Annotated in this window: 11 protein-coding genes; 8 read left to right on the top strand and 3 right to left on the bottom strand. The window is 73.0% G+C overall.

What is annotated here, in order from left to right; translation table 11 throughout:
* The first annotated feature begins 35 nt into the window (after window positions 1-35).
* Genes ACV530_RS27765 through ACV530_RS27755 form a run of 3 tightly spaced genes read left to right on the top strand, consistent with a single transcriptional unit; the run spans window position 36 to window position 4,629 of the window.
* Window positions 36-1,034 carry an AAA family ATPase gene (locus tag ACV530_RS27765; protein WP_494335370.1) on the top strand — a complete coding sequence of 333 codons (999 nt, stop codon included), beginning with the start codon at window positions 36-38 and terminating at the stop codon, window positions 1,032-1,034.
* A 14-nt stretch (window positions 1,035-1,048) separates the two neighbouring features.
* On the top strand, window positions 1,049-2,317 hold the full coding sequence (locus ACV530_RS27760; RefSeq protein WP_494335369.1) for a DUF58 domain-containing protein: 1,269 nt from the start codon (window positions 1,049-1,051) through the stop codon (window positions 2,315-2,317).
* The gene (locus tag ACV530_RS27755) at window positions 2,314-4,629 is read left to right on the top strand and encodes a transglutaminase TgpA family protein (RefSeq protein ID WP_494335368.1); all 2,316 of its coding nucleotides are present in this window, start codon (window positions 2,314-2,316) and stop codon (window positions 4,627-4,629) included. Before ACV530_RS27760 ends, ACV530_RS27755 begins: the two co-directional genes overlap by 4 nt.
* 62 nt (window positions 4,630-4,691) lie before the next feature.
* Here ACV530_RS27755 and ACV530_RS27750 read toward each other — a convergent pair whose 3' ends face one another.
* The 3 genes from ACV530_RS27750 to ACV530_RS27740 form a co-directional block, all read right to left on the bottom strand.
* Window positions 4,692-5,093 carry an SCO2097 family morphological protein gene (locus ACV530_RS27750; RefSeq protein WP_494335367.1) on the bottom strand — a complete coding sequence of 134 codons (402 nt, stop codon included), beginning with the start codon at window positions 5,091-5,093 and terminating at the stop codon, window positions 4,692-4,694.
* Window positions 5,094-5,340: 247 nt separating this feature from the next.
* The gene (locus tag ACV530_RS27745) at window positions 5,341-6,132 is read right to left on the bottom strand and encodes a methyltransferase (RefSeq protein WP_494335366.1); all 792 of its coding nucleotides are present in this window, start codon (window positions 6,130-6,132) and stop codon (window positions 5,341-5,343) included.
* A gap of 45 nt (window positions 6,133-6,177) precedes the next feature.
* Entirely contained in the window at window positions 6,178-6,618 is a 441-nt protein-coding gene (locus ACV530_RS27740) for an SAV_6107 family HEPN domain-containing protein (protein ID WP_494335365.1), read from the bottom strand.
* A 146-nt stretch (window positions 6,619-6,764) separates the two neighbouring features.
* Between ACV530_RS27740 and ACV530_RS27735 the strand changes: the two genes are divergently transcribed.
* From ACV530_RS27735 to ACV530_RS27715, 5 genes are read left to right on the top strand one after another with little or no spacing between them, the layout of a single operon-like run.
* Entirely contained in the window at window positions 6,765-7,535 is a 771-nt protein-coding gene (locus tag ACV530_RS27735) for an ATP-binding cassette domain-containing protein (RefSeq protein ID WP_494335364.1), read from the top strand.
* Window positions 7,507-9,642: a YhgE/Pip family protein gene (locus ACV530_RS27730; RefSeq protein ID WP_494335363.1), complete on the top strand. Its 2,136-nt coding sequence runs from the start codon at window positions 7,507-7,509 to the stop codon at window positions 9,640-9,642. Before ACV530_RS27735 ends, ACV530_RS27730 begins: the two co-directional genes overlap by 29 nt.
* 41 nt (window positions 9,643-9,683) lie before the next feature.
* Window positions 9,684-10,301 (top strand): TetR/AcrR family transcriptional regulator, encoded by a 618-nt coding sequence (locus tag ACV530_RS27725; RefSeq protein WP_494335362.1) that lies wholly within the window; start codon window positions 9,684-9,686, stop codon window positions 10,299-10,301.
* A gap of 19 nt (window positions 10,302-10,320) precedes the next feature.
* Window positions 10,321-10,914 (top strand): DUF4126 domain-containing protein, encoded by a 594-nt coding sequence (locus ACV530_RS27720; RefSeq protein WP_494335361.1) that lies wholly within the window; start codon window positions 10,321-10,323, stop codon window positions 10,912-10,914.
* A gap of 10 nt (window positions 10,915-10,924) precedes the next feature.
* Window positions 10,925-12,394: a phytoene desaturase family protein gene (locus ACV530_RS27715; protein ID WP_494335360.1), complete on the top strand. Its 1,470-nt coding sequence runs from the start codon at window positions 10,925-10,927 to the stop codon at window positions 12,392-12,394.
* Window positions 12,395-12,608: the final 214 nt, after the last annotated feature.

Genomic DNA, 12,608 nt, shown 5'->3' with positions numbered 1-12,608 from the left:
TGTCATGACACCGTCCGTGCGGCCAGAATGCGTATGTGACGACCTATGACGAACGCGCCGGCCTCGCCGATCTGACCACCACGACGGAGCGGATCCGCAGGTCCGTGGAGGGTGTGATCGAGGGCAAGCCGGAGGTCGTACGGCTCACGCTGACCGTGCTGCTGGCCGAGGGGCACCTGCTGATCGAGGACGTACCGGGCGTGGGCAAGACGATGCTCGCCAAGGCTCTCGCCCGGTCCGTCGACTGCTCGGTGCGGCGCATCCAGTTCACCCCGGACCTGCTGCCCTCCGACATCACCGGGGTGAGCGTCTACGACCAGCAGCAGCGGGACTTCGAGTTCAAGCCGGGCGCGATCTTCGCGCAGATCGTCATCGGCGACGAGATCAACCGTGCCTCGCCCAAGACCCAGTCGGCGCTGCTGGAGTCGATGGAGGAGCGCCAGGTCACCGTCGACGGGCACACCTACGAACTGCCCAGCCCCTTCATGGTGGTGGCCACCCAGAACCCGGTCGAGATGGAGGGCACCTATCCGCTGCCGGAGGCGCAGCGCGACCGGTTCATGGCCCGGGTCTCGATCGGCTACCCGAGCCCGGACGCCGAGCTGCGGATGCTGGACGTGCACGGCGGGGTCTCCCCGCTGGACGACCTCCAGCCGGTCGCGCACGCGCACGAGATCGTCAAGCTCGTCGAGACGGTGCGCGGCGTCCATGTCGCCGAGACCGTGCGCCGGTACGCGGTGGACCTGGTCGCCGCGACCCGGCACCATCCCGAGCTGAGACTCGGCGCGTCGCCCCGCGCGACGCTGCACCTGCTGCGGGCCGCGAAGGCCGCCGCGGCGCTCGCGGGCCGGGAGTTCGCGCTGCCCGACGACGTCCAGGCGCTGGCGGTGGCGGTGCTCGCGCACCGGCTGCTGCCCACCGCGCAGGCCCAGTTGAACCGGCGCACGGCCGAACAGGTCGTCCTCGACATCCTCCAGCGCACCCCGGTGCCCGACCCGTTCGGCCACCGGGCGCCGGGCGCGCGGCGCCTGTGATGCCGCAAGGGACCATGAGCGGCCTGCGGGAGGCGTTCAGCGGGCTGACCACCCGCGGCCGTTCGTTCCTGGCGGCGGGGGCGGCCGCCACCGTGTGCTCGTACGTCCTGGGCCAGTCCGACCTGCTGCGGGTGGGGCTGCTGCTGGCGGTGCTGCCGCTGGTGTGCGTCGTCGTGCTGTACCGGACCCGCCACCGCGTCTCCGGCAGCAGGCGGTTGTCGCCGTCGCGGGTGTCCGCGTCCGCCGAGGCCCGGGTGGGTCTGGTCGTCGAGAACGTCTCGCGGCTGCCCACCGGGCTGCTGATGCTCCAGGACCAGGTGCCCTATGTGCTGGGCCCGCGCCCGCGCTTCGTCCTGGACCGGGTCGAGCCGGGCGGCCGGCGAGAGGTGTCCTACCGGGTGCGCTCGGACCTGCGCGGGCGCTACCCGCTGGGGCCGCTGCAGCTGCGCCTGGCCGACCCGTTCGGGATGTGCGAGCTGACCCGCGGCTTCAGCACGTACGACACCCTGACCGTGGTGCCGCTCGTCGAGCCGCTGCCGCCGGTGCGGCTCGGCGGCGAGGCGGCGGGGTACGGCGACGGCCGGCAGCGGACGCTCGCCCTGGCGGGCGAGGACGACGTCATCCCGCGCGGCTACCGGCACGGCGACGACCTGCGGCGGGTGCACTGGCGCTCCACCGCGCGCTACGGCGAACTGATGGTGCGCCGCGAGGAGCAGCCGCGGCGGGCGCACTGCACGGTGCTGCTCGACACCCGGGGCACCGCCTATGAGGGCGCGGGGCCCGGCTCGGCGTTCGAGTGGGCGGTGTCGGGTGCCGCCTCGGTGGCGGCGCACCTGCTGGAGCGGGGGTTCTCGGTACGGCTGCTGACCGACACCGGCACCTCGGTACCGGGGCCGGACGGCCAGGGCGGCTACAGCGGTTCCGCGCACGACCCGTCGGACACGGCGGGGCTGATGCTCGACGTCCTCGCGGTCGTCGACCACTCCGAGGGCACCGGGCTGTCCCCGGCCTACGACGTCCTGCGGGGCGGGAACGAGGGGCTGCTGGTGGCGTTCTTCGGCGAGCTGGACGAGCAGCAGGCGGCGATCGCCGGCCGCATGCGCTCGCGCGGCGGCACGGCCGTCGCCTTCGTCCTGGACCCGTCCGCCCGGCCGGGCCGCTCCCGGCCCGGTACGGGCGAACCGCTGCGCATGCTGCGCGAGGCGGGCTGGACGGCGCTGCCGGCCGCCCCGGACTCGTCCCTGCCGGAACTGTGGCGGCTGGCCGACGGGGGGCGCGCATGAGTGGTCGGGCGAGACTCACGATCTTCGCGGCGGTGGCGACGATCGCCGCCGCGGCCGCGATGCTGCCGCTGGTCAACCAGACGACCTGGATCATGCAGGCCGCCGTGCTGCTCACGGTCCAGGCGGCCGTGGGCGCGCTCGCCCGCCGGGTGCCGCTCGGCAGGACGCTGACGGTCGGCGTGCAGGCGCTCGTCACCCTGGTGCTGCTCACCGCGGTCTTCGTCGGGGACCGTGCGATCGGCGGGGTGCTGCCCGGCCCGGACGCCCTCCAGGAGTTCGGGCGTCTGCTGCGGCAGGGCGCGGACGACGTGGCCCGGTACGCGATCCCGGCCCCCGCGACCGACGCGATCCAGCTGCTGCTGGTGGGCGGTGTGCTGGCGGTCGGACTGGCGGTGGACGCGCTGGCGGTCACCTTCCGCAGCGCCGCGCCCGCCGGGCTGCCGCTCCTCGCGCTCTACTCCATCGGCGCCGGGCTGGCGCGGGGCAGGGCCGACTGGCTGTGGTTCCTGACCGCGGCGGCGGGCTATCTGCTGCTGCTCCTGGCCGAGAGCCGCGACCGGCTCGCCCGGTGGGGCCGGGTCTTCGGCGGCGGCCGCGGCACTCCGGCGGACTCCTCGCTCGGCCCGGACCGGCCGCTCGCCCCGGTGCGCACGGGCCGGCGGATCGGGGCGCTGGCGCTCGGCGTCGCGCTGGCCGTGCCGGCCGTGCTGCCGACGATCGACGGCGGGCTGCTGGAACCGCGCGGCCGCGGCGTGGGCGCCGGCGGCGACGGGGGCGTCATCTCGGCCGTCAACCCGCTGGTGTCGCTGCAGAACAGCCTCAACCAGCCGCAGAACCGGGAGGTCCTGCGGTACCGCACGTCCACGGAGAGCACGCAGGACCTCTATCTGCGCATCGTCGCGCTCGACCGGTTCGACGGCGCGTCATGGCGGACCTCGGAGCGGCACGTCGGCGACGTCCCGGACCAACTGCCGCCGCCCACCGGGCTGTCCCCCGCCGTCCGTACCGACGTGGTGAACACCTCGATAGCCGCGGCGTCCACCTACGGGCAGAACTACCTGCCCCTTCCCTACCCGGCGGACCGGGTGCGCGTGGACGGGCAGTGGCGGTACGAACCGGAGGGCCGCACGCTGGTCGGCGACCGGGGGCAGAGCACCCGGGGCGTGCGGTACCAGGTGTCGAGCCTGTGGGTGCAGCCGACCGCCGAACAGCTCGCGGACGCGCCCGCGCCGCCGGAACAACTGCTGCGCGAGTACACAAAGGTGCCGGACACGCTGCCACCGGTGGTGGCCCGGACCGCGCGCCAGGTGACGGCGGGGGCGGCGAACCCGTATCAGCAGGCGGTCAGGCTCCAGGACTGGTTCTCCGCGAGCGGCGGCTTCCGCTACGACACGGAGGTGCAGTCCGGCAGCGGCACCAACGCGATCGTGAAGTTCCTCGAGGACAAGCGGGGGTTCTGCGTCCACTTCTCGTTCTCGATGGCGGCCATGGCCCGGACGCTGGGCATTCCCGCACGGGTGGCGGTGGGCTTCACCCCGGGCACCGCGCAGTCGGACGGTTCGGTGTCGGTCGGTTCGAAGGACGCGCACGCCTGGCCCGAGCTGTATTTCGAGGGCGTCGGCTGGACCCGGTTCGAGCCGACGCCGAGCCGGGGCACGCAGCCCGAGTACACGATCCCCCAGTCGCCCTCCGCGCCGGATCCCGCCGCTCCGGCCCCGGCGCCCAGCCGGCACGCCGCACCGTCGGCGGCGCCGTCGGCGGGCGACGACTGCACCGCGCGGCGGGGACGGGCCGACGACTGCCCGCCCCCGCTGGCCCAGGCCGATGCCGGCGGCACCGGCGGGGACACGTCCTGGGACACGGCGGCGACGGTCACGGCGGCCGTACCGGCCGCGCTGCTGCTGCTCACGCTGCCGCTGCTGTGGCGGACCCGTGTCAGGGCCCGGCGGCTCGGCGGGCCCGAGCCGCGTACGGAGCAGGACGCCGCCCGGCACACGCTGGCGGCCTGGCGGGAGCTGACGGACTCCGCCTGGGACTACGGCATTCCGCCCGAGGAGCCCCGCACGCCCCGCCAGGCCGTGGCGCGGATCGCGCACGCCGGTGCGCTGGACGGCCCGGCCGTGGCGGCCGCGGACCGGGTGGCCAGGGCGGTGGAACAGGTCATGTACGCACCGCGGCCGCAGGCCGCCGCCGGGCTGGCCGACGAGGTACGGCGGGTACGGGCGGGGCTGCGCGCCTCGGCCGGGCGGTGGGCGAGGCTGCGGGCCCTGCTGGCACCGCGCTCGGCGGCACGCGCGCTGACGCGGCGATGACGTGACGGAGCGGGGGCGGGACACCGTGTGTCCCGGCCCCGCTCCATGCCATATGCGAGTCGCTAGTGGCCCTGCTCGTCACGGCGCCGCTGCCAGCGCTGCTCGATCCGGTCCATCATCGTGCGCCGCGGACGCGACTGCCGGTGCGGCATGCCGCCCGCCGGGCCCATCCCGCGCTGTTGCGCGCCCGGCTTCGGCGCCTTGCGCCACCCCGTCACCACGAGCACCGCGCAGCCCAGCATGACCAGGAAGCCGACCACACTGATCCAGATCCACTGGGCGACCATTCCGGCCATGAGGAGCGCGATACCCACCAGAAAGCCCGCGATCGCCTGGTAGACCCGTCGCCGGGTGTACGTGCGCAGGCCGCTGCCCTCGAGCGCTGTCGCGAACTTGGGATCTTCGGCGTACAGCGCTCGCTCCATCTGCTCGAGCATGCGCTGCTCGTGCTCCGAGAGCGGCACGGAGTCCTCCTACTCGTCGGTCGCGGGGGGCGACCGGGGTGCGACCCTTTCAGGATAGGCAGGGAATCGCCCCCATGAAACCCGCCCCTATGCGCCAATTCGCCCACCGGCTCCGGTGTGGCAATCGATGACGTCGGGACGTACATTCCCTGCCCGCCGACCCGTCATGCCGGACGGTGCCCCCGATCATACGGCGCGAAGGCGCTGATCGGGGGGTCGATCGGGGGGTCTGTGACAGACCGGGCAATCAGCCTCGTTCGGCCAGCACATGCAACTGTGTGGCCACCGCATGGAACGCGGGCAGCGAGGCCGCCGTCGCCTCCAGGCGGAAGAGCGCCTCGAGGGCACCCGGCTCGGCGTCGACGAGCCCGCCGGGAACCAGGTCGGCGAACACGCGGACCCCGTGCACCGAGGTGACGTCGAGCCCCGCGCCGGTGACCAGTTCGGACAGCTGGTCGGCGGTGAAGCGGTGCGGGACCGGGTCGCCCGCGCCCCAGTGCCCGTCGGGGTCGGCGAGGGCCCGCTCCGCCTCGGTGAAGTGCCCGGCGAGGGCCCGCGCGAGCACGGCACCGCCGAGGCCGGCGGCGAGCAGGCTGACGGTGCCGGAGGGGCGCAGTGCCTCGGCGACGTTGCGGATGCTCCCGGCGGCGTCGTCCACGTACTCCAGGACGCCGTGGCACAGGACCACGTCGTAGGCGCCGCGGTCGACCACGTCGAACAGCCCCTGGGTGTCGCCCTGCACTCCGCGCACCCGGTCGTCGACCCCCGCCTCGGCGGCCCGGCGCTCCAGCGCGAACAGCGCGTTGGGGCTGGGGTCGACGACGGTGACACGGTGGCCGAGCCGGGCGACGGGCACCGCGAACTTGCCGCTGCCGCCGCCGGTGTCGAGGATCTCCAGCCCGCCACCGCTCCCGAGGCCCGCGGCCTCGGCCCGGCGGTTGAGAGCGTCCTCCAGGACGTCCCACACCACGGCGGTACGCAGGGACGCCCGGGGGCGCGATGGGGTCTCCCCACCCAGGGCAGGGGAAGGCTCTGACACGGCGGGGACTCCTCGGCGCGGATGACTGACGTCGACGGGGCCAGCCTAATGTGCCGCGCGCCGGGGCCCGACGAGCATCCGCTCCACTATGCGCAGGAACATCCCTGCCTCACGCAGCAGATCGTCCGCCTCGCGGCAGCTCGCCGCGGACCGTATACCCGCCTCCGCCCGTGCACGGCGGGCCGCGCCGGACGCGAACAGCGCGCTCCACTCGGCGAGTTCGGGAGCCACCTCGGGCAGCACCTCCCAGGCGCTGCGGATGGCGCGCCGCCGGCGCGTGGTGGGCTCGGGGCGGGCGCGGACGGCGAGGACAGCGGCGGCGGTGCGCAGGGCGGCGAGGTGGGCGGTGGCATACCGCTCGTGCGGGGCTTCGAGAGCGGCGGCCTCCGCCAGGCCCCGGCGGGCCTGGCGAAGGAGGTCGAGGGCCGCGGGCGGGGTCGCGGCGCGGACGGGCACAGGGTGGACGTCCATCGCGGTCTGGGCCATGACGAGCCTCCTTCATCTGTGCACCCATCCTCGGGCCCACCACTGACAATCGCCCTGACCTGCTGGTTTGAGTGCACTCAAGGTCCTGCGGCATACTTTTAGACTGACCAGTCAGTTCAAGCAACGTTGCTCCAGGAGGTCATCGCGTGGACAGCACCCCGCACGAGGCCGCCGTCACGGCACGGGGGTTCGGCGTCAAGGGCCCGCGCGGCTGGACGTTCAGCGGCGTGGACATCGACGCCGCGCCCGGCTCGCTCGTCGCGATCGAGGGCCCGTCGGGCTCGGGCCGCACCTGTCTGCTGCTCGCGCTCACCGGCCGGATGAAGGCCACGGCAGGCGCGGCCACGGTGGCCGGGCTGCCGCTGCCCAAGAAGATGGCGGCCGTACGGCAGGTCACCGCACTCGCCCACGTGCCCGGCGTCGCCGAGCTCGAGGCGTCCCTGACCGTTGCCGAGCACTTGCGGGAACGAGCGCTGCTGCAGCGGCGGTTCGGCGGTTCCCTGCGCGAGCTGACCGGCTCCCGGGCCAAGCACGCGGCCACTGCGCGGGCCCGTATCGACGCGGCGCTGAAGGCCGCCGGGCTGGACGTCGGCGCGCTGCCCAAGGGGCCCCGGACGTCCGTACGGGACCTGGAGCGGCTGGAGTCGCTGCGGCTGTCGGTGGCCCTCGCGCTGATCGGCGGCCCGAAGCTGATCGCGGTCGACGACACCGACCTCAAACTCTCCGACGCCGAACGCGCCGAGGCCTGGGACCTGTTGCGGTCGCTGGCCGCGGGCGGAACGACCATGCTCGCGGTGTGCAGCGAGGCTCCGGCGGACGCGGTGGTCGTCCCGACCGGCAAGAACGACAAGAACGACAAGACGCAGACGCAGGAGGAGGTGGCGGCGGATGCGCTCGCCCAAGCTGGCCGCTCTTGAGCTCAAGAGGTTCGGCAGGGGCAGGCTCCCGCGAGCCGCGTTCGTCGCGCTGCTGCTGTTGCCGCTGCTGTACGGCGGACTGTATCTGTGGTCCTTCTGGGACCCGTACTCGCGGCTCGACAAGCTGCCCGTGGCCCTGGTCAACGACGACCAGGGCGCCACCGTGAGCGGCAAGAAGCTCGCCGCCGGCGACTCGATCGTCGAGGGGCTGCACGACAGCAAGACGTTCCAGTGGCACGAGACGAGTGCCGCCGAGGCCAAGAAGGGCCTGGAGAACGGCACGTACTACCTGTCGCTCACGATCCCCTCGGACTTCAGCAAGCGCGTGGGCTCCAGCGCGGGTTCCGACCCGCAGACCGGGGCGCTCCAGGTCCGTACGAACGACTCCAACAACTACATCGTCGGCTCGATATCCCGCACGGTCTTCGCCGAGGTCCGCGCAAGCGCCTCCCGGAAGGCGTCCCGCGGCTTCTACGACAAGATCTTCGTCAACTTCTCCGATCTGCACGGCAAGACGAAGGAGGCCGCCGACGGCGCCGCCAAGCTGGACGACGGCATCGGCAAGGCGGAGAAGGGCGCGGGCGACCTCAAGAACGGGCTCGCGGACGCCAAGCAGGGCAGCGGCAAACTCCAGGAGGGTGTGGAGAAGCTGCACGACGGAGCGGGCACGCTGGACAGCAAGTCGCAGGAGCTCGCGGACGGCGCCTCCAAGGTCGCGGACGGCACCCAGAAGCTCGCCGACAAGGTGAACAACGCGGCCTCGTCCGACGACGCGACGTACGTCAAGGACCACGCGGCCGAGATCGGCAGCGACGCCCGTGAGGTCGCCAAGGAGGCCCGGACGCTGCGGCAGCACATCGACGACCTGCCCTCGTCGACGACCACCTCGGCGCTCGCGGCGGCCAGCGCCGAGGGCGCCAAGGGCCTGAAGGACGCGTACGACAATCTCTGCGACAACGCGGCGAAGCCCGCCGACTACTGCCCGACGCTGAAGAAGGCCGTGTTCGCCGCCCAGCAGTCGGCGGAGGGCGCCAAGAAGCTCGACACCCTCGTGCAGAACAAGAACGGCGAACTCGACGACTTCCCCGCCAAGCTCGCGGCGCTGCAGTCGGGTGCCGAGAAGCTGCGCGACAAGGCGCCCACCCTGGCCAAGGACATCGACGACGCGGTGCGCGGCGTCAACGACCTCAACAACGGTGCCCAGCGGGTCGCCGAGGGCGCGGGCAAGCTGCACAACGGTGCCGGACAGCTGCACACCGGCCTGGGCACCGCCAAGGACGGGATCACCGACCTCGACGGCGGCATCGGCAAGTTGCACGACGGTGCCGGCACGCTCCAGAGCGGCATGTACAAGCTCTCCGACGGCTCCGGCAAGCTCGCCGACGGGCTGCACGACGGTGCGGCGAAGATCCCCGACTACGGCAAGAAGGACCGTGACGCCCGTACCGAGGTGATGGCCGACCCGGTCAAGCTCGCCTCGCAGGCGCTGCACAAGGCGCCCAACTACGGCACCGGCTTCGCCCCGTACTTCCTCCCGCTCTCCCTGTGGGTGGGTTCGATGGTCGCCTACATGCTGATCCAGCCGCTCAACCGGCGCGCTCTCGCCGCCGGTGCCTCGGCCTGGCGCACGGCCGTCGCGGGCTGGCTGCCGGTGGTCGCGATCGGTGTGCTGCAGGTCTGCGCGCTGCTGGCCGTGCTGCACTGGGCGGTCGGGCTGCAGATGGACCGGGCGGCGGGCACGGTCGGCTTCCTGGCCCTGGTCTCGGCCTGCTTCGCGGCGATCGTACAGTGGCTCAACGCCCGCTTCGGGCCTGCCGGACGGATCCTGGTCCTGGTGCTGCTGATGCTCCAGCTGACCTCGGCGGGCGGTACGTACCCGGTGCAGACGTCGCCCGGGTTCTTCAACGCCCTGCATCCGTTGCTGCCGATGAGCTACGTCGTACTGGGGCTGCGCCACCTGATCACAGGCGGCGGTCTGGGCCCGGTCTGGCAGGCATGCGGCGTTCTGGCCGCGTTCACGGCCGGTGCGCTCGCCCTGACCGCGTGGGCGGCACGGAGCAAGCAAGTGTGGTCCGTCGACAAGCTGCACCCGGAGCTGAGTCTGTGAGCGGGAGCGGGAGCACAGGAAGTACAGGGAGAATCACTCCCATGGACAGCAGCAGTACGCGCCGCCGGAACACGCGGCAGAAGCTCTTCGAAGCGGCCGTGACCCTCATCGCCGAACAGGGCTTCTCCTCCACCACGGTGGACGAGATCGCCGAGCGGGCCGGGGTCGCTAAGGGCACGGTCTACTACAACTTCGCGAGCAAGACCGTGCTCTTCGAAGAGCTGCTGCGGGACGGGATCGAGCTGCTGACCGTCTCCCTGCAGCAGGCCTCGGACGAGGCGGCCGAGCGCGGCGCCACCCGGATCGACGCGCTCGACGCGATGATCCGCGCCGGGCTGGACTTCATCGCGCGCTATCCCTCGCTCACCCAGCTGTACGTGGCCGAGCTGTGGCGCACCAACCGTGCCTGGCAGTCGACGCTGATGCAGGTGCGGCAGAAGGCGATCGCCGTGATCGAGTCCGTGCTGCGGGACGCGGTGGCGAACGGCGAACTGAGCCCGGAGATCGACATCCCGCTGACGGCGTCCGCGCTGTTCGGGATGGTGCTCGTCGCGGCTCTGGACTGGCAGTCGTTCCAGCCGGAGCGGTCGATCGACGAGGTGCACTCGGCCCTGTCGCGCCTGCTGCAGGGCCGGGTCAGCGGGAGTTCCGGCCCGTAGCCGTTCTACGATCTTTCGCATGTCTGTTCTCCCGCTCGTCTTCACCAGCGGCTGGGCGAGCGGGATCAACGCCTATGCCGTGGTCCTGCTGCTCGGCCTGCTGGGCCGCTTCGGCGGCGCCGACCAGGTGCCGGACGCGCTGCAGCGGCCCGACGTGCTCATCGTGGCCGGGCTGCTCTTCCTCTGCGAGGCCGTCGCCGACAAGATCCCGTACGTGGACTCGGTCTGGGACGCGGTGCACACCGTGATCCGGCCGCTGGCCGGTGCGGTGGTCGGCGCGCTGCTCGCCGGTCAGAGCGGCTCGCTGTCGCACCTGGCCGCCGGAGCCATGGGTGGGTCCACCGCGTTGCTGAGCCATCTGGTCAAGGCGGGCACCAGGATGGCGGTCAACACCTCGCCGGAGCCCGCCAGCAACATCGTGCTGAGTCTGTTGGAGGATTTCGGCGTCGCGTGCCTCGTCGTCTTCGCCCTCTTCCACCCGGTGGCCGCCGCCCTCATCGCGGGCACCCTGCTCGCGCTGGGCATCGCGCTGGTGGTCTTCCTGTGGAAGCGGGTCCGTGCCTTCCTGCAGCGCAGGCGGCAGCGGCGCATGGCTGTCAGACCCTCCGGTTAGAGTCATCGGCATGACACGGATCGTGGTGATCGGCGCCGGGATGGGCGCGATGGCAGCCGCCGCGCGACTGGCTGTCGCGGGCCACCAAGTCGTGGTGTGCGAGCGCGGGGAGACGCACGGCGGTGCCGTCGGGCGCCTCGCCCGGGACGGCTTCGTCTTCGATACCGGGCCCGGTCTGCTGCACCTGCCCGCCGTGTACCGCGACCTGTTCGTCAAGACCGGCAAGGAGCCGCTGGAGCAGAGCCTCACGCTCTCCCAGGTCGACCCCGCGAGCAGTCACCTCTTCGCGGACGGCACGGCGGTCGCCCTGCCCAACGCCTCGCGCGCGGGCGTCGTCCGGGCGCTGGACGAGGCGGTCGCCCCGGGCGCGGGCGAGCGCTGGAGCGACCTCGTCAACCGCGCGCGCGAGGTGTGGGATGCGACGCGGCGCCCGCTCCTGGAGGAGCCTCTGCGCGCGGAGAGCGGGCTCCACGATCCTTATCCGGCGCCGCGCAAGCGGGGGTTGTTCCGCCGGCGCAGCGCGCCGGCGCCGACGCTCGCGTCCGTCGCCGAGCAGGAGTTGAAGGACCCCCGGCTGATCGCCCTCCTGGAGAGCCACGCCTTGGCGTACGGGCTCGACCCGCGCGTCGTGCCCGCGAGTGCGACGGTGCTGCCGTACATGGAGCAGACCTTCGGCAGTTGGTATGTGCAGGGCGGCCTGCGTGCCCTTGCCGATGCGCTGCATGCGCGTTGTGCGGCCCGCCGGGTGGAGTTCCGCTTCGGTGCGGAGGTTGCGGATGTGGTGGAGAAGGACGGCCGGGCTGTGGGGGTGCGGCTGGCCGACGGGAGCGTGGTCGAGGCCGGGCTGGTGGTGGCGGGGGCGCCTGGCGTGGTCACCGAGGAGCGGTCGGCGGTGCCGCCGGGGAGGTTCAGCGTCTTCCTGGCGCTGCGGGGAGCGCGGCCCGAGGGCACGGTGCACCGCACGGTGGTCCACTCGGCCGACCGCGCGGCGGAGCTGGAGGCGGTCTTCGGGGCGGGTAGCGATGCCGATTACCTGCCGACGGTGACCGTGCTGCGCCCCGACGACCCGGTCGTCCGGCCGGACGACGGACACGAGGCCGTCACCCTCACCGCGACTGTCGCCCCGCACGGCCGTGTCGACTGGGCGGACAAGCGTACGGCCGACGGCTTCGCGGAGCGGATGCTCGACGCCGCCGAGGCGGCGATACCGGGGCTGCGGCAGCGGCTGCTGTGGCGCGAAGTGCGGAGTCCGCGGGATACGGAAGCGGAAATCGGTGCGGAGGGTGGCGGCGTACCGGCGCCTGTACTGGCGGGTGCGGAGGGGGCGTTCCTGCGGCCCGGCAATGCGACGCGGCTGCCGGGCCTCTACCGCGTCGGCGGTTTTGCGCATCCTGGTGGGGGGCTTGCGCATGCGGGGATGAGCGGGGCGTTGGTCGCGGGGCTTGTGGTGGAGGGGGCGGAGTTCCGCGGCTCGCAGTAGTGGGGTGGGGGTGGTGAGTTGTGCCCCGGTCCCACCCTCTCGCCGTCTCCCGGGGCTCCGCCCCGGACCCCGTGACCGCGCTCCGCGCGGTGCCCTGGGGCTCCGCCCCAGACCCCGCTTGTCGCGGCTCCGCCGCTCGTCCTCAAACGCCGGACAGGCTGAATTCCCGTGCCCGCGCCGGATTTCAGCGCAAGCGCGAAATCCGGCGCGGGCA

Source organism: Streptomyces sp. SX-6 (genome assembly GCF_059089585.1).
The sequence above is the reverse complement of the archived record's forward strand: the minus strand, read 5'-3'. Positions and strand labels throughout refer to the sequence as shown.

Bases quoted from the DNA above. Each gene is read 5' to 3' on its own strand.
- ACV530_RS27760 (WP_494335369.1), top strand. From the start codon at position 1,049: ATGAGCGGCCTGCGGGAGGCGTTCAGCGGGCTGACCACCCGCGGCCGT.
- ACV530_RS27755 (WP_494335368.1), top strand. From the start codon at position 2,314: ATGAGTGGTCGGGCGAGACTCACGATCTTCGCGGCGGTGGCGACGATC.
- ACV530_RS27740 (WP_494335365.1), bottom strand. From the start codon at position 6,618: ATGGCCCAGACCGCGATGGACGTCCACCCTGTGCCCGTCCGCGCCGCG.
- ACV530_RS27730 (WP_494335363.1), top strand. From the start codon at position 7,507: ATGCGCTCGCCCAAGCTGGCCGCTCTTGAGCTCAAGAGGTTCGGCAGG.
- ACV530_RS27725 (WP_494335362.1), top strand. From the start codon at position 9,684: ATGGACAGCAGCAGTACGCGCCGCCGGAACACGCGGCAGAAGCTCTTC.
- ACV530_RS27720 (WP_494335361.1), top strand. From the start codon at position 10,321: ATGTCTGTTCTCCCGCTCGTCTTCACCAGCGGCTGGGCGAGCGGGATC.
- ACV530_RS27715 (WP_494335360.1), top strand. From the start codon at position 10,925: ATGACACGGATCGTGGTGATCGGCGCCGGGATGGGCGCGATGGCAGCC.